At 32.5% G+C, this 21,449-nt stretch carries 16 protein-coding genes and 2 tRNA genes; 9 read left to right on the plus strand and 9 right to left on the minus strand.

Annotation, left to right across the window (positions count from 1 at the left end; translation table 11 throughout):
* Positions 1-106 precede the first annotated feature (106 nt).
* A complete protein-coding gene (locus tag BM053_RS08660; protein ID WP_091476419.1) occupies positions 107-1,615 on the minus strand; it encodes a GH3 auxin-responsive promoter family protein in 1,509 nt (502 codons plus the stop codon).
* A 101-nt stretch (positions 1,616-1,716) separates the two neighbouring features.
* Here BM053_RS08660 and BM053_RS08665 point away from each other — a divergent pair, with 101 nt between their 5' ends.
* On the plus strand, positions 1,717-2,511 hold the full coding sequence (locus tag BM053_RS08665) for a DUF2797 domain-containing protein (protein ID WP_091476679.1): 795 nt from the start codon (positions 1,717-1,719) through the stop codon (positions 2,509-2,511).
* 34 nt (positions 2,512-2,545) lie between these two features.
* On the opposite strand, the gene BM053_RS08670 is transcribed toward BM053_RS08665, so the two are convergent.
* From BM053_RS08670 to sppA, 3 genes are all read right to left on the minus strand, one after another.
* Positions 2,546-3,331, minus strand: a complete 786-nt coding sequence (locus BM053_RS08670; RefSeq protein WP_091476422.1) for a hypothetical protein — start codon at positions 3,329-3,331, stop codon at positions 2,546-2,548.
* 24 nt (positions 3,332-3,355) lie between these two features.
* Entirely contained in the window at positions 3,356-5,971 is a 2,616-nt protein-coding gene (locus BM053_RS08675) for an AsmA-like C-terminal region-containing protein (protein WP_091476425.1), read from the minus strand.
* A 159-nt stretch (positions 5,972-6,130) separates the two neighbouring features.
* Entirely contained in the window at positions 6,131-7,894 is a 1,764-nt protein-coding gene (sppA, locus tag BM053_RS08680; protein ID WP_091476428.1) for a signal peptide peptidase SppA, read from the minus strand.
* A gap of 124 nt (positions 7,895-8,018) precedes the next feature.
* Between sppA and folK the strand changes: the two genes are divergently transcribed.
* Positions 8,019-9,155 carry a 2-amino-4-hydroxy-6-hydroxymethyldihydropteridine diphosphokinase gene (folK, locus tag BM053_RS08685; protein ID WP_091476430.1) on the plus strand — a complete coding sequence of 379 codons (1,137 nt, stop codon included), beginning with the start codon at positions 8,019-8,021 and terminating at the stop codon, positions 9,153-9,155.
* An 8-nt stretch (positions 9,156-9,163) separates the two neighbouring features.
* On the opposite strand, the gene BM053_RS08690 is transcribed toward folK, so the two are convergent.
* Together BM053_RS08690 and BM053_RS08695 are read right to left on the minus strand one after the other, a co-directional pair.
* Entirely contained in the window at positions 9,164-9,706 is a 543-nt protein-coding gene (locus BM053_RS08690; protein ID WP_091476432.1) for an RNA methyltransferase, read from the minus strand.
* Between the two features lie 66 nt (positions 9,707-9,772).
* Positions 9,773-10,309: a DUF1573 domain-containing protein gene (locus tag BM053_RS08695; RefSeq protein ID WP_091476435.1), complete on the minus strand. Its 537-nt coding sequence runs from the start codon at positions 10,307-10,309 to the stop codon at positions 9,773-9,775.
* A 147-nt stretch (positions 10,310-10,456) separates the two neighbouring features.
* Between BM053_RS08695 and mutS the strand changes: the two genes are divergently transcribed.
* The 4 genes from mutS to BM053_RS08715 all read left to right on the plus strand — a co-directional run bounded on the left by mutS (position 10,457) and on the right by BM053_RS08715 (position 13,914).
* Complete coding sequence (gene mutS, locus BM053_RS08700) at positions 10,457-13,057, plus strand: DNA mismatch repair protein MutS (protein WP_091476436.1); 2,601 nt, start codon at positions 10,457-10,459, stop codon at positions 13,055-13,057.
* A gap of 140 nt (positions 13,058-13,197) precedes the next feature.
* Positions 13,198-13,270: transfer RNA gene (locus tag BM053_RS08705), tRNA-Gly, on the plus strand.
* A 44-nt stretch (positions 13,271-13,314) separates the two neighbouring features.
* Positions 13,315-13,399 (plus strand) — tRNA-Leu (locus tag BM053_RS08710).
* 149 nt (positions 13,400-13,548) lie between these two features.
* A complete protein-coding gene (locus BM053_RS08715) occupies positions 13,549-13,914 on the plus strand; it encodes a DUF1508 domain-containing protein (protein ID WP_091476438.1) in 366 nt (121 codons plus the stop codon).
* A gap of 271 nt (positions 13,915-14,185) precedes the next feature.
* On the opposite strand, the gene BM053_RS12175 is transcribed toward BM053_RS08715, so the two are convergent.
* The 3 genes from BM053_RS12175 to BM053_RS08730 form a co-directional block, all read right to left on the minus strand.
* Positions 14,186-14,440 carry a hypothetical protein gene (locus BM053_RS12175; RefSeq protein ID WP_167357328.1) on the minus strand — a complete coding sequence of 85 codons (255 nt, stop codon included), beginning with the start codon at positions 14,438-14,440 and terminating at the stop codon, positions 14,186-14,188.
* Positions 14,441-14,642: 202 nt separating this feature from the next.
* Positions 14,643-16,784 carry a S46 family peptidase gene (locus BM053_RS08725; RefSeq protein WP_091476440.1) on the minus strand — a complete coding sequence of 714 codons (2,142 nt, stop codon included), beginning with the start codon at positions 16,782-16,784 and terminating at the stop codon, positions 14,643-14,645.
* A gap of 69 nt (positions 16,785-16,853) precedes the next feature.
* Positions 16,854-18,083 (minus strand): 3-deoxy-D-manno-octulosonic acid transferase, encoded by a 1,230-nt coding sequence (locus tag BM053_RS08730; RefSeq protein WP_091476444.1) that lies wholly within the window; start codon positions 18,081-18,083, stop codon positions 16,854-16,856.
* A gap of 140 nt (positions 18,084-18,223) precedes the next feature.
* On the opposite strand from BM053_RS08730, the gene BM053_RS08735 reads away from it, so the two are divergent.
* The 3 genes from BM053_RS08735 (at position 18,224) to BM053_RS08745 (ending at position 21,407) form a co-directional block, all read left to right on the plus strand.
* On the plus strand, positions 18,224-19,354 hold the full coding sequence (locus BM053_RS08735) for a DegT/DnrJ/EryC1/StrS family aminotransferase (protein WP_091476447.1): 1,131 nt from the start codon (positions 18,224-18,226) through the stop codon (positions 19,352-19,354).
* 61 nt (positions 19,355-19,415) lie between these two features.
* Positions 19,416-20,429, plus strand: a complete 1,014-nt coding sequence (galE, locus tag BM053_RS08740) for a UDP-glucose 4-epimerase GalE (RefSeq protein WP_091476450.1) — start codon at positions 19,416-19,418, stop codon at positions 20,427-20,429.
* Between the two features lie 72 nt (positions 20,430-20,501).
* A complete protein-coding gene (locus BM053_RS08745) occupies positions 20,502-21,407 on the plus strand; it encodes a DMT family transporter (RefSeq protein ID WP_091476452.1) in 906 nt (301 codons plus the stop codon).
* Positions 21,408-21,449 lie beyond the last annotated feature (42 nt).

Consider the following 21,449-nt stretch of genomic DNA (forward strand, 5'->3'; position numbering starts at 1 on the left):
GTAAAAATAATCGATGAACGACACTTCGGTGTAAGAATAAATTGGGTTTTGTGCTAATTATGTAATAAAAACAGAAGAAATAAAGAGAAATAATTGAAAATAGAATTTATAATGATAGTAATTCTTCCAAATAACCTCTTTTATTTGATAAACGAGGAATTTTGTGTTGCCCACCTAATTTGTCTTGATTTTTTAACCAATCATAAAAAAGATTTTCACGAGCAACATTTATAGTAAGCTGATTTAACGTCATGTTATTGTAACGTTTGGCTTCGTAATCGGAATTTAAAGCTTGTATGTTTTCGTCTAAAGTTTTTGTGAAAAACGCGATATTATCTGGTTGTTTTCTGAATTCGATAATCCATTCGTGCGAACCTTTTTCTTTGCCTTCCATAAAGATGGGCGCAACGGTATAATCTTTGACTTCGGCATTTGTCATTTTACAAGTTTTGGCAATAGCCATATCGGTATTTTCGACCATCAATTCTTCTCCAAAAACATTAATATGGTGTTTTGTTCTTCCTGTAATTCTAATTCTGTACGGATTTAAAGAGGTGAATCGCACTGTATCTCCTATTAAATAACGCCACAAACCAGAATTTGTAGTAATAACTATGGCATAATTTTTATTGATTTCTACTTCAGCCAATCGAATTATTTTTTGGTTTGGTGTGCCAAAAACATCCATCGGAATAAATTCGTAAAAGATTCCGTAATCTAACATTAACAGTAAATCACTAGAATTATTCAAATCCTGAATGGCAAAAAAACCTTCGGAAGCATTGTAAATTTCGTAATATTTGAAATCTTGTTTGGGTAATATTTTTTTGTATTGCTCACGATACGGATCAAAACTTACACCGCCATGAAAATAAACTTCAAGATTTGGCCAAACATCAAATAAATTGCTTTCCCCGGTTTCTTCTAAAACTTTGTTTAATAAAACCATCATCCATGACGGAACGCCCGCAAAACTGGTTACATTTTCTATTTTTGTTTCGTTTACAATGGCGAGTAATTTAGTTTCCCAATCGCTCATGAGTGACGTTTTGTTGCTTGGAGTACTGCTAAATTCTGCCCAAAACGGCATATTGTCTATTAGTATTGCCGACAAATCACCAAAAAATGTATTGTTGTCTTCGTACAATTGCTTGCTTCCGCCTAGACGCAAACTTTTTCCTGTAAATAGTTGAGAATTCTCGTTGTTATTCAAATACAAACACAACAAATCTTTACTTCCTTTATAATGGCAATCTTCTAGTGCGGAATTGCTGACGGGAATAAATTTGCTTTTAGCATTCGTAGTTCCGCTCGATTTTGCAAACCATTTGATAGGTTCGTGCCAAAAAACGTGTTGTTCGCCTTTTCTTGTTCTTTCAATTAGCGGTTCTAAATCTTCGTAAGTTGAAACAGGAACTCGCTCCTGAAAAGTGTTATAAGATTTCATCGAATCGAAGCCGTATTGCTTGCCAATAATTGTGTTTTCTGACGACCGAATAAGATTCATCAATAATTCTTCTTGTACTTCATTAGGGTATTTTAAAAACAACTCAATCTGATGAATGCGTTGTTTCAAAAACCAAGAAGCAATAGAATTTATGATTGGTAAAGGCATTTTTTGAATGTCGAATTATGAATTATGAATTACGAATTATAACTTTACCAAAAATAAGGTTTTTTTTTAAAAATCCTAATTCATTAAATCTTAAATACCAAATGCAATACGAAGGAGTTTTAACCAAAATGCAAACCGAAATTGGGAATCCAATTCAGTATTATTTGATATTTGAAAACAGTTTTCTAAATGTAAATCAGTTACTTGGAAAAGAATTAGAAATAACTTTTCAAGGGTATCAATGTTTGAATTGCAACAAAAAAAAGAAAATTTTTCGACAAGGATTTTGTTATGATTGCTTTATGGGAAGCGCTTCAGCTGGTGATTGGATCATGAAACCCGAACTTTCGACAGCACATTTAGATATTGAAGATCGCGATTTAGTTTACGAAAAAAAAGTACAATTGCAGCCACATATTGTTTATTTGGCTTTGTCTAGCGAAGTAAAAGTAGGTGTAACTCGTGGTTCGCAAGTTCCAACCAGATGGATAGATCAAGGTGCTGTGCAAGCAATTCCGATTGTTGAAGTTCCTAATAGATACTTAGCGGGAATTACTGAAGTTGCCCTAAAAAATCATTATGCTGATAAAACCAATTGGCAGAAAATGCTAAAAAATGAGGTTCCAGCTGCCGATTTGATAAAAGAACGAGCCAGCTTAAAATATTTGATTCCCAAAGAAGTACAAGAATATTTCGATATTAATAAAAATGATTTGTGCGAATTGCAATATCCCGTTTTGCAATATCCTAAAAAAGTTGCCAGTCTAAATTTGGATAAATCACCTAATTTTTCAGGAAAATTATCAGGAATAAAAGGGCAATATCTCATTTTTGAAGACGGAACTGTTTTTAATATCAGAACTTTTGAAGGTTATGTGGTGAAGATTAGTTTGTAAAATTCTCCACTTGCTTAAAACCGATGATAGTAGTCTATTTGTTGATCATTGTGATTTCAGCATCAAAATCTGTCATCAAAAAGACTTTATCAAATTCTGTGTTGGTTTCATAATTTTCATTTTCATCAAACTGATAAGAAATAGAAGACAGAGAGCCAATAAATAATACTAGCCAATATTCTGAAATATTCGTGTTGCCTGATTTATAATTTTTTATTTTCCGTTCCTTTTTTCTTATTTCTCTTTCTAGCCTTGCTTGAGTTAAAAATGGCCCTTGCCAATTTTTTTCATTGTAAGAAAAACTTATTTGAGAATGAATAGTTAATTTAACTTTTGAAATAAATGGCGGCTTAATTTCGTCGATTCCTTTCGCCAAGTTATAAATATAAGTAACTATTTCGTTTGCCAAATTTCGTTTTTCAGTTTCTTTATAATCTAATTTGTCATCAATTATAGAAATTTGTGCAAAAATTTTTTCATCAGGAAATTTATTTGCGAATAGCTTTTCTGAATATTTTATTAGCGAATTTACTTTATTATAATTTATTACGTCTTCAGTAAAAATTCTTGTATGTTCAAGTCCAATCGTTTTAGATTGATATTCAATTATAAAATCAGGATCTGGCGGTTTAGGTTTTTCGAGAATTTTTATTTCAGAATTTATTTTATAGACGAACTTTCCGATTTGGCATACTTCAAGAATTTCCTTATCGGGTAAATTATATTTTTCAATAATTGGAAGAATAATTTTACCTAACTCAGTATGTTCTTTTTTGTGATGTTGGATTATTTTTTTTACTTCTGAAAGTTCTATTTTCATCAATTTTTTTTAGATTATTGCCAACTAAGGAGTTGTTGCTGGTTTTTTCTTCTTCCCAAACAAACCATTCAACAAATCGCCAGCCGCATTTTTTACAGCATCTTTTTTAGGGTCTTTTGTTTTAGTAGTGTCAGCAGGATCTTTTTTGCTACCACCTAGTAAATTCCCTAAGGCCGAAGTTCCTTGATTGAGTAGTTTGTCTTTCTGTAATTTTACGATTTGAGAAGCCAAGTTTGTCGACGCTTGCTTCATATCGGTACTTACTTTTGGACTTGAAAAATTTCCTGTCATCAAGGCAGTTACAGGAATGTTTTCAATTTTTGCAGCATCGGCAGGCGTTAGTTTTGCTAGTAATTTATTTACTTCGGCACCTAAATATTTTGCAGGAACATCCATTTTGATATTGTAATTCATGTTTTGGTCGAAACCATGTGAACCACCAATTTCGGCATTAATATCTTGGTATTTTATTTTGAATGGTTTTACTGAAACTTTTCCATTATCAAAAGAAAGAGCAGCTTTTACATCATTCAAATTTAATTTGCTAACGTCTAAAAATTTGACTTGAGAACCCAAAGCCGACAACATTTGCGAATTACTAGAATTGACCGTAGTCGATAATAACTGACCTAATAAATTACCCGAAATGGTTGCTAAATCTGGTGTCATTTCTGTTGCATTAAGATTTCCTGATAATTTGATATTTGAATTCAATTTTCCATTAATGATACCAGCAATTGGCGCGATTTTTTTCAACATGTCTAATTGGGTAAAAGTCTTGGCGATATCTACTTTGCTTAAATCTAAATTCATGTTGAATGTTGGTACTTTTCCTTTAGTCGAAATCAATCCGTTTAATCCAATTTGTCCGTCAAAAATATTGGTTGTTACGTTTTGTAAGGTTACTGCTTCGTCACGAATTATCATTTTTCCAGAAACGGCTTTCATCGTTAAATTGTCATAAACAACCGTATTAGCTTTGGCTGATATAGTACAATCTAAAAAAGCAGGAATTTTTACGGCTTCTTTATTAGTTTTTGTGTTTTCACTTTTTGTGCTTTCACCAGCTTTTGCAGCTGTTGGCGCCATAAAATCGGAAACAAGGAAATTGTTAGAATTCATATTAAAATTCCCTTTTAGAATCTGATTTCTAAACACAAATCCGTAGAAATTGTCTAAAGTTCCAGTCATTTGAATGTCGGAATTTCCTGTTTTCATATCCAATTGATTCAAACGAATTTGATTTGGATTGAAAGCCACAACCGCTTGCTTAATTTGTACTGGTTTTGCCATGCCTTCACCAGTATAATTAAATCCTGTAAGGGTCATGTTTCCTGCATTTTGAATGTTTTGATATTGACTGGTTTCTACCGATTTCATGTCAAACTTTGTAGTCACATCAGCTTTTAAAATTCCAGAAAGTGGTGTGTCTAATTTTACAGGATACGCTTTGGTTACATTGGCTAAATTGATTGTTCCTTTTAGCGCAGCATCGACTAGAGCATTTGTAGCCACGTTTCGGATATTGGCTTTGGCAGTAAAAACGTCTTGATCTATTCTGAAAGAAAGCTTGTCTAGATTTACATAAGTATCGTTCATCAAGCCAGTTTCGTTGATGATTTTCGTGTCAATAATAATATTTTGAACCGATTTAGGTAAATCTGGATATTGAAATGAAGCGTTGTTTGATGCAATAGCAATATTAAATTTAGGAACCGTTGTGTCTGTTAGTTTTCCTTTTGCAAAACCTGCTACTGTAAAATTTCCTGTGGTTTTTACGGTATTCAAATCGCCAGCATAAGCTGCAGGAACAAGTCCTAAGAAGTTTTTGAATGAGGATGTTGGCGTTTTAAAAGTTAAGTCATAATCCTGACCATCTTCTAATAATTGAATAAATCCGTTAAATTGTAATGGCAATTCGTTAATTTTTGCCGTATTGTCTTTGAACGTGTATTTGCTTTTTCCTAAATCGATTCCAAGAACTGCATCGAGCGAAATGGCTACATTTTTCATGTAATTCATTTTGTCCATATCGAGTGAAATTTTTGCTGTCGATTTTGTATCTAAATCTAAAACATCTGAAGCAAAATTCCCAGTTCCTTCGTGGTTCAGTTCATTAATAACCATTTTAATTTTAGAACGTTCGTCGTAATATTTGAATTTGAAATTTTCTAAAGAATAATTCTGAATATTCATCGCAAATGGTTTGCTTTTCGAATCGTCTTTTTTATCGTCTTTTATGGCAATGTCAAAATTTCCAATTCCATCTTTGTTGAAAAGGATATTTGCTTTTCCGTTTTTGACAGAAATTGCTTTTAATGTCATGGGTTCGTTTTCGTCATTGAATAATTCTTTGATAGACATTTGAAGGTTTAACTCTTCAAAAGCTACCAATGTGTCGCCAACAAAAGGTGCTTTATTGATGATGATTAGTTTTTGAATTCCCACATTGGCTTGCGGAAAATTTTTGAACAAACTCAGACTTGCATCAGTAAAAGTGACTTTAGCATCGACATTTTCATTGATGCTTTGCTCGATTTTAGCTTTTATTTGGTCTTTAAAAAAGATAGGAATTGCCGCTAATGAAGCAATAATTACCAATAAAAAAACACCTATTCCTATAAAAATTTTCTTTTTCATCTCGTTTGAATTTAATTCTAAATACCTCAAAGCAAAAATCTTGCCTTAATTTCTTACAAAAATAGCATTTATAGTTTAGGTGCGTTGTAAAGTTTTCATAAAAAAATCCGTTTCACCTATAATAGGTAAAACGGATTTTTTAATAGATTATTTTAAATCTTATTTAACATTCACCTCAAATGGCATTATTGCTTGAACTCCTTTTTGAGAATTCATTTTTCTAATTTGTTCGATAATTTTATAATTTTCGATACCAATTTCTTCTTTAATTAAATTCTCGCGAGATTTCATAAAAGGCAAACCGCTTCCGCCAAATAAATCTTTAAAATCTTTCTCATATTTAGGATAATCTACAGTCGAGTATTCTTTTACTTTAGCCAAATTAGAAGCATAAGCCAAAGCAGCGTCTAAACCGCCAATTTTGTCAACCAATCCCAATCGCAAAGCATCAGAACCAGCCCAAACACGCCCTTGCGCAATAGCATCTACTTGTGCAAAAGTCATTTTTCTTCCTGTAGCAACACGAGTTACAAAAACATTGTAAATATGTTCTACACTTTCTTGTGTAAACTGTCTAAAATTATCATCAAGTGGTTTAAATAAACTATAACCTGATGCATTTTCGTGGGTTTCTACCAATTCGGAATTTATTCCGTAATTTTTAGTAACTTGTGATAAGTTTGGCAAAGTACCAAAAACTCCAATAGAACCCGTAATTGTACTCGATTCAGCAAAAATTTGATTGGCGTTGCAAGCAATATAATAACCGCCAGAAGCCGCTAAATTCCCCATAGATACAATGACAGGTTTCACTTTCTTAGTAATTTCGATTTCTCTCCAAATCAAATCAGAAGTTAAAGCACTTCCTCCTGGACTATTTACTCGCAATACGATAGCTTTTATATCGTCATCTTTTCTAGCTTCTTGTAACGAACGACGCATCGAACCTTCGCCAACTGTGTTTATATCGCCTTCACCTGATCCTATTTCGCCTTGAGCATAAATAATTGCGATTTTGTCTTTTGTTTTAAAATCAGAAGTTGATGTGGCTATATCTTGGGCATAATCCATAATATTAACCGTTTTATAATCATCGTCAGCATCTACTTTTAGTGCTTTTTTGATGTCGTCATGGTACACATCTTCGTAAGCAATTTTGTCAATCAATTTATTTTGTAAAGCCAATTCTGGTGTTCTTGCCAATAATCCCGTAGCAATAGTGTTTAATTGTGCCACTGGAATATTTCTAGATTTCGAAATATCGGAAGCCATCGCATTCCAAATAGAAGTTAAGAAAGTTGTGATTTGATCTCTGTTTTCAGGACTCATTTCGCTTAGTAAAAATGGCTCAACTGCACTTTTGTATTTTCCGTGGCGAATTACTTCCATTTTTAATCCTGTTTTGTCTTGAAAATCTTTGAAATACATTACTTCGGTCGAAAGTCCTTTAAAATCTATTTCTCCAACAGGATTTAAATAAACAGTATTCGCAACTGAATTCAAATAATAATCTTTTTGTGAATATACATTACCATAAGCCATCACAAATTTTCCTGATTTCTTAAAGTCTTCCAATTGGTCACGCAAGGCTTTAGTTTGTGCAACACCAAGTGCTAATGTGTTATTTAGAATTGAAATCCCTTTTATTTTTTCATCGGTTTTTGCCGCTTCAATAGCTTTTAGAACATCTGTTAATCCGTCATGATTGGCTTCGTAATATCCAATTTCTTCAAAATTAAATTTTCCGCCATAATCATTAGTTACTTCTTCCAGATTTAATTCTAAAACCGAATTGTCTTCGACATAAGTTGTTCCTGAACCACCTCCAAAGATGGCTCCAATAATTAGTATTCCAAAAAAGAACAGCATGCAAAAAACAAACAAACCAACAATGGTTGACAATACGTTTCCTAAAAATTTCATAATTAATTTATTTTAATACCTATGAGTCGTGTTTTTATTGAATTTGTTACAAACCAAATTAGTTATTAACACTTGGCAAATATAATAAGATTGTAAATTTCTTTTTAGTTAATTTGCTTTATATATGAAAACGCAGCAAAAAGTAGTTTTATCGCTTGGAAGCAACCAAGGGAATCGCCTAGAAAATATCAAAAATTGTATCCAACTTATTCATCAGAAAATTGGATTAATCCTTCGTGTTTCTAACTTATACGAAACACCATCTTGGGGTTTTAGTAGCGATGCTTTTTATAATTGTGCTTTGGTTTTACATACTTCTTTTTCTGCAGATAAAATATTGCAAAAAATCACATTAATAGAGAAAGAGCTAGGAAGAGTCAGACAAAATACTAATGATTACCAAGCTAGAATTATTGATATTGATATTATTGCGATTGATGAACAAATACACAATTCCGAAACATTGAATATTCCGCATGAGCAAATGCAAAACAGGCTTTTTGTATTGTTACCAATGCTGGATTTGAAGCTTGAATGGCAACATCCAATTCTGCAAAAATCAGTTCAAGAATTAATCGAAACTTGTGAGGATAAAAGTGATTGTAAAGTGGTTTCAAATTTAGATTCTGTTTTGAAAAAATACAGCATAAATCAATTAAATTACATTGCTATTGAAGGAAATATTGGTGCAGGAAAAACAACACTAACCACAAAAATTGCCGAAGATTTTAATGCTAAAACAGTTTTAGAACGTTTTGCTGACAATCCTTTTTTGCCCAAATTTTATAAAGATCAAAATCGATATGCTTTTCCTTTAGAAATGTCATTTTTAGCTGATAGATATCAGCAATTATCTGATGATTTATCGCAATTTGATTTGTTTAAAGATTTTGTTGTTGCCGATTATCATATTTTCAAATCCTTAATTTTTGCCAAAGTTACGTTGCAAGAAGATGAATTCAGATTATACAAAACCCTATTTGATATAATTTATAAAGAAATGCCAAAACCTGATTTGTACGTTTATTTATACCAAAATACAGACAGATTACTGCAAAATATTAAAAAAAGAGGAAGAAGTTACGAACAAGAAATTGAAGCCGAATATCTAGAAAAAATAAACCATGGTTATCTAGATTATATCAAATCTCAAACTGACTTGAATGTCTTAGTAATTGATGTTTCTGATTTTGATTTTGTAGAAAAACAAGAAGATTACGTAAAGATTTTAGATGCAATTCAGGAAAAATTAGAAATTTAATTTTTAAATCATTCAATTTTTAAATCATTCAATTTACAAAACAAATCCCAAACTACAATTCCTGCACTTACCGAAATATTTAGCGAATGCTTGGTTCCTAATTGCGGAATTTCAATTGTTCCGTCACATAATTTTATTGCTTCTTGGTTTACGCCAAAAACCTCGTTTCCAAACACCAAAGCATATTTTTTATTAACTTCTACTTCAAAATCATTAAGAAATATCGAATTTTCTACTTGTTCAATAGCAAAAACAGCGACATCGTCTTTTTTTAGCTTTTCAATCACTGATAAAACATTTTCGTGATGCTCCCACGCAACGGTTTCAGTTGCACCAAGTGCAGTTTTGTGAATTTCTTTGTTGGGAGGTGTTGCAGTAATTCCGCACAAATATATTTTTTCGATGAGAAAAGCATCGGCAGTTCTAAAAACTGAACCAATATTGTGTAAGCTTCTAATGTCGTCCAGAATAATTATGATTGGAGTTTTTGTAGCTTCTTTGAAATCGGAAATCGATTTTCTGTCTAGTTCCCTATTTTCTAATTTGCGCATGATACTGTTTTATAAAAAAAGCTTCCTAAATATTTAGGAAGCTTTAGTGATATTATTTTTTATTATTTAGCTTTTTGTAGGCTCAACAACTGGTGTTACTGTCATAGGCGTAGTTCCTGGAGCTGGAGCTGCATCTGGTAAAACAGTACCTTTAATAGTTAATATTTTTGTTGGCATACCTTCTGCATTTGAAGTTACTGTTACTGTTTTTGTAAAAGGACCTGGTCTGTTGGTGTCATATTTTACACCAATAATAGCTTTTGTTCCAGGCGCAATAGGGTCTTTAGGAGTTGTTGGTACTGTACAACCACATGATCCTTGAGCATTTGTAATAATAAGAGGTTTGTTTCCATTATTTGTCAATACAAATTCTCTTTTTCCGTCAGCATTGTGTGCAATTGTTCCGTAATCGATAGTTTCGTTTTCAAAAACCATTCCAGCACCTTCTACTTTTGGAATTGCTACGGCAGCCACTTTTTTAGCTTTTTTTACTTTCGTAGTTTTTTTTACTTCCATTTTTGCTTTGGTAGCAACTTCTTGAGCATTAACTGTATTCGCTCCAAAAAAAGCAATTGCAGATAAAATAAATATGATTTTTTTCATTTTTAATTCTAATTATTGTTTAACATAACAAATGTAAAAATAAAATCGAATTGCATTACTTTTTTTATCTAAAATTGTTGTTAAAATTTTGCTTATATATTTAGGTAAAATAAGTAAATTCGTCGCTTATAATTAAAATTCAAAATTTTGTCTGCAAAAGAAATCAAAGAAACGCCATTAATGAAACAATACAACGAGATAAAAAGAAAATATCCCGATGCTTGTTTGCTATTTCGTGTAGGTGATTTTTACGAAACTTTTGGCGAAGATGCAGTTCGTGCATCAAAAATTCTTGGAATAACACTTACAAAACGTGGTGCTGGTTCACCTACCGAAACAGCTTTGGCTGGATTTCCGCATCATTCTATCAATACCTATTTGCCTAAATTAGTCAAAGCTGGACTTCGTGTTGCGATTTGCGACCAGTTAGAAGATCCAAAAATGACTAAAACCATTGTAAAACGTGGTGTGACAGAACTGGTTACTCCTGGAGTTTCGATGAATGATGAAGTTTTAAATTCGAAAACAAACAATTTTCTTGCGTCTATTTATTTTGGTAAAAAAGTAATTGGAGTTTCGTTTCTTGATGTTTCTACCGGAGAATTTCTTACTTCCGAAGGGAACGAAGAATATATCGACAAATTGTTGCAAAACTTTAGCCCAAGCGAAATTTTAGTGCCAAAACAAAACAAAGGTGATTTCAAAGAAAAATTTGGTGATAATTTTCATGCTTTTTACCTAGAAGATTGGGTTTATAAAGAAGATTATGCTACGGAAACTTTAATAAATCATTTTCAAACTAATTCTCTAAAAGGTTTTGGTATCGAAGAATTGCCTCATGGAATCATTGCTTCTGGAGCGATTTTGTATTATTTATCAGAAACACAACACAACCGAATTCAGCATATAACTTCAATTCATCGTATTGCCGAAGATGCTTACGTTTGGATGGATAGATTCACGATTCGAAACCTCGAATTATACCATAGTTACAATCCCAACGCAGTGACTTTGCTCGATATTATCGACAAAACACTTTCGCCTATGGGCGGACGAATGCTTAAACGATGGTTGGCGCTTCCGCTAAAAGATGCCAATAAAATAAAATCTCGTCACGAAGTGGTGGCTTATTTTAAAGAAAATCAAGAAATTCTTCAAAAGGTTCAAAATCAGATTAAGCAAATTTCGGATTTAGAACGATTAATTTCTAAAGTAGCGGCTGGCAGAATTAGTCCAAGAGAAATTATTTACCTGAAAGAATCTTTAGATGCTATTATTCCTATAAAAGAATTGGCATTGCAAAGCAAACAAGAAGCTGTAAAAGTAATTGGAGATAGTTTGCATAGTTGCGATTTGTTGCGAGAAAAAATAAAAACAACACTAAACCAAGAAGCACCAGTTGCTATAAGTAAAGGAAATGCGATTGCGTCTGGGATTAATGCTGAATTAGACGAACTACGAGGAATTTCAACTTTAGGAAAAGAATATTTAGAAGGAATTGAAAAACGAGAATCTGAAAAAACAGGAATTTCATCACTAAAAATTTCGTTCAATAATGTTTTTGGATATTATATCGAAGTCAGAAATACACACAAAGATAAAGTTCCAACGGAATGGATTCGTAAGCAAACCTTAGTGAATGCGGAACGATATATTACCGAGGAACTCAAAGAATACGAGACTAAAATTTTAGGAGCCGAAGAAAAAATTCAACAGATAGAAAACCAATTATTTGAACAATTAGTCAGTTGGATTGCTACTTATATCAAGCCAGTTCAGTTAAATGCAAATTTAATAGCGCAGTTGGATTGTTTAATTTCGTTTACGCAATTGGCTATCGATAACAATTATATCTGTCCAGAAATTAACGATTCATTTGCTTTAGATATAAAAAACGGACGCCATCCTGTTATCGAAAAACAGTTACCCATTGGCGTTCCGTATATTGCTAACGATGTATATTTAGATAGAGAAACGCAGCAACTCATTATGATTACAGGACCCAATATGTCGGGTAAATCGGCTATTTTGAGGCAAACGGCACTCATAGTATTGTTAGCACAAATGGGAAGTTTTGTTCCTGCGGAAAGCGTTCAGATGGGAATTGTAGATAAAATTTTTACGAGAGTAGGTGCGAGTGATAATATTTCGATGGGGGAATCTACCTTTATGGTCGAAATGAATGAAACGGCTTCTATTTTGAATAATATTTCTGACAGAAGTTTGGTTTTGCTTGACGAAATAGGTCGTGGAACCAGTACTTATGACGGAGTTTCAATCGCTTGGGCAATTGCCGAATTTTTACACGAAAATCCAGCGCAACCCAAAACGTTGTTTGCAACGCATTATCATGAACTAAATGAAATGAGCGAATTGTTGCCTCGAATTCAAAACTATAATGTTTCTGTCAAAGAATTAAAAGACACTGTTTTGTTTATTCGTAAATTGGTTAAAGGCGGAAGCGCGCATAGTTTTGGTATTCATGTAGCAAAAATGGCGGGAATGCCACAAATCGTTTTGCAGAAAGCAGAAAAGATTCTAAAAAAATTAGAAAAAAATCATTCGGCCGAAGCGTTAAATGGAATAAAAGGGAATAAAGATGATATGCAACTCAGTATTTTTAATCTCGACGACCCGCTTTTGGAAGAAATTAAAGAAGAAATACTAAATTTAGACATCAATACCTTAACTCCAGTGGAAGCTTTAATGAAGTTGAACGAGATAAAACGGATGTTAAGCAAAAAATAAAGTTTCTAAAACAAGGATTTTCAGAGTATTATAAAAAAGTATTTTTTTTTATTGAAAAAGCCTTGTATAATTGAATTAATGTATTAAATTTGCCCTCGCAATACAGTAATGCATTGCAGTTCTTTTTAAAATTTGAAAACGCGAAAATAGCTCAGCTGGTAGAGCGCGACCTTGCCAAGGTCGAGGTCGCGGGTTCGAGCCCCGTTTTTCGCTCTATACCAAACAAAAATCATATTTGATTTTTGAAAAATAAAACTGCTTGGGTGGTGAAATTGGTAGACACGCTGGACTTAAAATCCAGTGACTGTAATGGTCGTACGGGTTCAAGTCCCGTCCCGAGTACAAAAGCTTCAAACTATGTTTGGAGCTTTTTTTTGTTTTAAAACTGTTAGGGAATGTTTTTTGTTTATAACATTTTGATTTTTTTCTACAATCAATAGTTTTTAAAAGGTAAATGTAAATTATCTTCGACTCGAAATTAATTAAGGATTATGAGCACATTTGTAATTAGCAAAAGGATTAATGACGAGTATAAATTTGAATTTACTTCTAGAAGAGGTAAGGTGATTTTTACGAGTAATAATTTTGAACTGAAATTTGAATGTGAGAATGAAATTGAATTCCTAAAGGCTTCTGTAGGAGATGCCGTTTTTTTAAAATTTAAATCTTCAAGAGGTAAGTTTTTCTTCAGATTAATTATTCACGAAAAAGAAATGGCTATTAGTCGAAAATATACTACACAACTTTTGTTGCAAAAAGGGATTGATGAGATTGTAAAATACGCATCAAAATCGGAAATACTCGACTTCTCTAATAATGATTTTGCTTTCTTTGATAGTTTAGAGGAAAAAGAATAGTTGTTTTATATCGGTTAAACTTAAAAAAACACAGGAATATTTATGGGTAGTTTATCATTGCTTCGCCAGTTCGTGCTTTCGGACTCTGGTCTGAAGTTAGAATTGTCGTTATGAGATTTTTCGTTCCTCGGAATGATAGCTGAGTGTTTTTTATTCCAGTAAATTCAAATACTAAATAGTGTTATGTGGTTTTAAATTGATGTTTAAAAACTATTATAAATAAAAAACCACGCCAATGGCGTGGTTTAAAATTTTTAGAATTGAATTCTAATTATTTTTTTACAGCTTCTTTAGCAGCGTCAGCAGTAGCGTCAACAGCAGTAGCAGCAGCATCTGTAGCAGTAGCAGCAGCAGCATCAACAGCTTCTGTTGCAACAGCAGCAGCAGTGTCAACAGCTTCAACAGCAGCTTCTTCCATTACTGGAGCTTCTTCAGTTACTGGAGCCTCAGCAGCAGCATCTTTACATGATACAAAAGAAACACTCATCATAGCTACTAAAGCTAAACTTAAAACAACTTTTTTCATCTTACTTAATTATAAAGGTTAATTATTAATTCTTTGCAAAGATATAAATTTTTTAATATGTAAAACTTTTTTTTTACTTTTTTTTAAATTTTTTTACTCTTTGCTAACATCTAGTTTAATTACAATTTCTGTGCCAAAACTTCACGAGTTTAAAAAATATATAAATCTTCAATGTTTTTTTAAGATATTGAATACTAATGATTTATTTTTTCTTTGGGTGAACCAATTTCATTTCATCAACTAAATGTTTTGCTCCAGCAAATTTGTCTACAATAAACAAAACATATCGCATGTCGACCATTACATTTCGGCAAATTGATGGATCATAATGTATGTCGCTCATGGTGCCTTCCCAAACACGGTCAAAATTTAATCCAATAAGATTTCCCTCGGCATCTACCGCTGGACTTCCTGAGTTTCCTCCTGTTGTGTGATTTGTACCAATAAAACAAACTGGTAATTTTCCGTTATCAGCATATTGCCCATAATCTTTGTTGTTATAAAGTTCAATTAGTTTTTTAGGAACATCAAATTCGTAATCACCAGGAACATATTTTTCCATAACACCATCTAAATAGGTAACGGGATTATAATAGGTAGCATCTTTTGGTGCGTAACCTTTTACTTTTCCGTAAGTAACACGCAAAGTGCTGTTTGCATCTGGAAAAATACGTGAGTTAGGATATAATTCTAACTGTGCTTTCATATAAGTTCTTTGCAAAGCAGTAATTTTTAAATTGATTTCGTCGTATTTTGGAGCTACATTTTTATTGTAATTATCCGCTAACGATTTTACAAAAGCATAACCTTTGTCTGCATTCAATTTTTTTAATACTGATTTTGAATCACCACTTAAAAGTGTTTTAAATTTCGCATAATCTACTAATTTCGATTTGCTGTATATTAAGGTTGTTAGTTTTTTGTAATCTGCATTTATTAATGAAGCTGGCAAAAACTGTTTTGGTGCTTTGTTTCCGTAAAGAGCAATGAGTTGTTCGAAAACTTTCTCATCTACATTTTTGTTAAAATCTTTAAAGAAATCTTCTTGAGATTTTATTAAATTTTCTTTTCTATCATTAAATGCTTGTTCGCCTTTGGTTGCAAATACTTGTTCTAGTTGGTATAATTTGTATCCTAAGCTTAATAATTCGGTATTTTTTGCAACTACTTCCGAGAAATAATCTCTGCTTACTGCATATGGTGTAATTTCGGTATAGTTTTTTCCGAATTCAGCTAATAAGTTTCCGTATTCGTTTTGTTTGCCAGCTGTGATGACTTTTTGTTGGAAATCTTTTTCGAAATTTTGTTTGATACCAATCGCATTCGATTTTTTTAGACCTTGACTTTCACCAATCCATTTTTTCCAATAATTAGCTACTCCAGCATATTTTGAAGCGTACTGAATCTTGATTGCGTTGTCTTTTCGCATAAAACCATCTTGTACTTTTAGCGCTGCATCTCGAATTTCTATTTTTGCAGGATTGGTTTCGTTTACAATTTGCGCTACTGCAAATGATGGTAAATATTCCTGTGTTTTGCCAGGATAACCCATAACCATAGTAAAATCGTCTTCCTGAATACCGTCTAAAGAAACTGGTAAAAAGTGTTTTGGGGTATAAGGAATATTGTCTTTAGAATAAGTTGTTGGATGATTATTTTTGTCTGCATAAATCCGGAACATCGAAAAATCTCCCGTATGACGTGGCCAAACCCAGTTGTCTGTATCCGAACCAAATTTCCCTATCAAACTTGGTGGCGCGCCAACCAAACGAACATCTTTAAAGGTTTCGGTTACAAATAAAATGTACTGATTTCCTTCAAAAAAAGTACGGACTTTGTTTTCTTGCCAAGCTTCTTTTGGGAAACTTGCAGAAACTTTAGTCATATTTTCTTGAATTTTCTTTTGTTTTTCTGCTTCCGAAGTAATCAACGCAACACCATCTAAAACCTGAGTTGTTACATCATTTATACTTACGATAAATGTTACTACTAAATTCTCATTTGGTAATTCATCTTCCATTTTCATGGCCCAAAAACCATCGGTTAGATAATCGTGTTCCGTTGATGAATGGTTCTGAATCGCATCGAAACCACAGTGATGATTGGTAAGAATTAATCCTTTTGGCGAAATAACTTCCGAAGTACAACCACCATTAAAATGTGGAACGGCATCTTTTAGACTCGAATGATTTACCGAATAAATATCATCGGCAGAGATTTTCATGCCTAAGTTTTTCATTTCTGTTTCGTTCATTCCGTTCAGCAACGAAGGAATCCACATACCGCCTTGTTGCGCTTGGGTTTGAATGACAAATAATAAAAGTAGTAGTTTAATAAATTTCATAAGTACTGTTTTTTTGAAGGTTGCAATGTAGGAATTTAATTTATTTGGGTTATTTTTTTTAAGATTTGATTAAGAAATATGTTTTAAAATTACATCTGTTGCGCCTTTATTCATATTCACGAAAGTGCTAGAAATATGCCCTTTTTCAAATCGTTCGTCTGGATTTTGAATTAAATTATCGAAAATTTCATTCAATTCCTTTTGATTTGAAATCGAAACACAACCAGTCATATTTACCAATGCGGTTGCTTCGGCAAAATGAGAATAATTTGAGCCAATAACAATTGGAACACCAAAAGTTGCGGGTTCTAATATATTGTGAACGCCAGGATTTCCGAAACCACCACCTACATAAGCAATGTCGGCATAACTGTATATTTTTGTTAAAATCCCGATGGTGTCAATAATAAAAACATTGTATTCGGATAGATTTTTATCTGATTTCTCTGAAAATAAAACGGTTTTTTTTGAAATCGATTTTTTCAATTCTTGAATTTGCTCCGGCTTAATATTATGCGGCGCAATAATAAATTTGACCTCGTTTGATGATTGATTAATATAATTTATCAATAAATTTTCGTCTTTTGGCCAAGAACTTCCAATCACAATAGTAGTTGTATTGTTTTTGAATTGTGCTATAAAATCTAATGAATTATCACGTTCTAAAATAGAAACTACTCTGTCGAAACGCGTGTCACCAGAAATTTTCACATTAGTAAAACCGATACTTTGCAAGAGTTTTTTCGAACTTTCGTTTTGTACAAAAAAGTAATCGAAAGATTGTAAAGCATTTCTGTAAAAACCACCATACCATTTGAAAAAAGCTTGTTTTTCTCTAAAAACACCTGAAATCAGATAGGTTTTAATATTCTGTTTCTTGAGTTCATTCAAATAATTAGGCCAATATTCATATTTGATAAAGAAAACCATTTCTGGATGGACTAATTTTAAGAATTGCCTCGCATTACTTTTGGTGTCCAAAGGCAAATAAACTGTAGCATCGGCAACGGTATTATTTTTTCTAATTTCATAACCAGAAGGGGAAAAAAAAGTAACTACAATTTTGTGAGAAGGAAATTTTGCTTTTATTTTTTCAATTACGGGCAAACCTTGTTCGTACTCGCCTAAAGAAGCAGCGTGAAACCAAATGGTCTTATCTGCTGAATTTATTTTGCTTCGTAAAGTAGTAAAAACAGTTTTTCGACCAGCAACAAAAAGTTTAATTTTTGGACTGAAAAGCGCTACGATTTTTAATAAAAAACCAGCAAGTTGAACTATTAAATTATAAATGAAAATCATTAAATAAAATTTGATTTCAAAAATACATTTTTCTTTACATTATATAATAAGTATAAATCTAAAATTCCTATTTTTGTTATAAATTCAAAGCTTTGTGAGCCTAGTGAAAACTTTGTGAACTTGGTGGTTAAAAGAAAAAGATGAAAAAAATTCAAATGGTTGACTTAAAAAGTCAATACGAAAAAATAAAAGACACTGTAAATGCTTCAATTCAAGGAGTTTTAGATACAAATACTTATATAAACGGACCAGAAGTTCACAAGTTTCAGAAAAATCTTGAAGAATATCTAGGCGTAAAACACGTAATTCCTTGTGCAAACGGAACCGATGCTTTACAAATAGCCATGATGGGATTGGGATTGAAACCTGGTGATGAAGTAATTACTGCCGATTTTACATTTGCAGCCACTGTCGAAACTATTGCACTTTTGCAATTGACACCAGTTTTAGTCGATGTTGATATGTACAATATGAACATTAATATCGAAGCCGTTAAAAATGCAATAACACCTAAAACAAAGGCTATTATTCCGGTACATTTGTTTGGTCGCGCTGCGAATATGGACGCGATTATGCAAATTGCAAGAGAAAATAACCTGTTTGTAATTGAAGACAATGCACAAGCAATAGGTGCAAATTATACTTCGAACGATGGTTCTAAAAAGAAAGTAGGAGCAATAGGAAACGTAGCGTCGACCTCATTTTTTCCTTCAAAAAATTTAGGTTGTTATGGCGATGGTGGTGCTATTTTTACCAATGATGATGACTTGGCACATGCCCTGCGAGGTATAGCAAATCACGGGATGTATGAGCGATATCATCACGATGTGGTGGGTGTAAACTCTCGTTTAGATAGTATTCAGGCAGCAGTTCTAAATGCTAAGCTACCACATTTAGACGATTATTGCAAGGCGAGAAAAACAGCAGCGAGAAAATACAACGAAGCACTTTCTGTAAATAAAAATATTGTAGTTCCAGCTTTTGATTATGATGGTGATGATCATGTTTTTCATCAATACGTAATTAGAATCACTAACGGAAAACGAGATGAATTATTAACTTATTTACAAAACAAAGATATTCCTTGTGCTATTTATTACCCAATTCCGTTGCATTCTCAAAAGGCTTATTTAGATTCTAGATACAAAGAAGAAGATTTTCCAGTAACCAATCAATTAGTTCAAGAAGTAATTGCATTGCCAATACACACAGAACTTGACGACGAACAAATAAAATTTATAACCGATTCTGTTTTAGAGTTTTTAAAATAGGTTTATTCGTTGATTTGTTCAATCGAATAACCAAATCAACGAATAACCAAATCAACATTTCATGAAAATACTAGTAACAGGAGGTCTCGGATTTATAGGTTCTCACACCGTTGTCGAATTACAAAATGAAGGTTTTGAAGTGGTTATCATCGATAATCTTTCAAACTCATCTGAAGAAGTCTTAAAAGGAATTGTTGCCATTACAGGCAAAACACCTTTGTACGAAAAATTAGATTTAAGAGAAAAAGCATTGGTACAAAATTTTTTCAAAAAACACAACGATATTGATGGAGTAATTCACTTTGCAGCATCAAAAGCAGTTGGCGAAAGTGTCGAAAATCCTTTGTTGTATTACGAAAACAACATTAATACCTTGGTTTATATTCTGCAAGAATTGCAACAAAAAACCGAAACTAATTTTATTTTTAGTTCGTCTTGTACCGTTTACGGTCAAGCCGAAAAAATGCCAATTACCGAAAATGCGCCTATACAACCAGCCATTTCTCCGTACGGAAACACAAAACAAATAGGCGAAGAAATTATTACCGAAGTTTGCAAAGTCAGTAATATAAATTCAATTTTATTGCGATATTTTAACCCAATTGGAGCGCATCCAACTGCCGAAATAGGCGAATTACCTATTGGAGTTCCACAAAATTTAATTCCGTACATCACGCAAACAGGAATAGGTTTGCGTCAAGAATTATCGGTTTACGGGGATGATTATCCAACGCCAGACGGAACCTGTATTCGTGATTACATTCACGTAGTCGATTTGGCAAAAGCGCATGTTATTGCGTTGCAACGATTGTTAAATAAGAAAAACTTAGATAAAGTAGAAACTTTCAATCTAGGAACAGGAACAGGAAGTTCGGTTCTAGAAGTTATCACTGCTTTCGAAAAAGTTTCAGAACAAAAATTACCTTATAAAATTGTTCCTCGTCGTGAAGGCGATGTCATTTCTGCTTACGCAAATACAGATAAGGCCAATGCAGTTTTGGGTTGGAAAGCGCAATCTACATTAGAAGAAGCTTTAGCAAGTGCTTGGAAATGGGAACAAAAAATTAGAGGTTAACTTTTCAAGCAATTTCACAGAAATGAGGATTATCTAAAAGTCTATCATCTATCCGTCTTTTATCTAAAAAAAATGAATCAAAAAACTGATTTCAAATTATTATTCTGCCTAATTGTAGTGGCAATTGTTTGGGGAACTACTTATTTTGGAATTCGTGTGGCTGTGGAAACTATTCCACCTTGGTACATTACTTCAATAAGACAAGGTTTGGCAGCATTAATTATACTTTGTATTTTACTTTACAAAAAAGAATTGTCTTGGATAGGTTTGGAAAATTTTAAACTTCAATTTATACCATCAATATTAATGATTGTTATTGCCAATGGTTTTACGACTATTGCCGAAAAAAGTGTTCCAAGTGGTTTGACATCGATATTAAGTGCTTTGTCTCCAGTTGTTATTTTTGTTGGAAGTATTTTATTTGGATTGCAAAAACCAAGTATCAAAGGGTTTATTGGCGTAATTATTGGATTTCTAGGTGTTGTTTTTATTTTTAGAGATGGACTAGGAGCTATTTTAGAACCCAATTACAAAACTGGAATTTTGTTTTTGAGTATTGCCATTTTAAGTTGGTCGATAGGAACGGTTTATTCTAAAATGCATATTCATAAATCTAATAATATTGCACTCAATTTGTTTTATCAATTTGCGATTGCAGCGATTATTCAGTTTTTTCTAGCACTTATATTTTCTCCAAATGTAGATGTAAGTTTATGGAGTTTTAGAAGCGTTTTTGCAACCTTATATTTAGCAATTTTTGGATCAGTTCTGGCATTTTTCTGTTACTTATATGCTTTGAAAAGAGTTACTGCCATTCAGGTTTCAATCTTAAATTACATTAATACTATTATTGCTGTTTTCTTAGGTTGGCTGTTTCTTGATGAAGTAATTACTAGTGATTTTATTATTGCAACGGCGTTAATTATTCTGGGTGTTTTTATTATTAATTATAGAAAGAATGAAGTTGTAGTAAAATAAAAAACTCCAAATTAGTATTGAATTTGGAGTTTTTTTATTAAT

Source organism: Flavobacterium swingsii (genome assembly GCF_900111965.1).
GTDB lineage: Bacteria > Bacteroidota > Bacteroidia > Flavobacteriales > Flavobacteriaceae > Flavobacterium > Flavobacterium swingsii.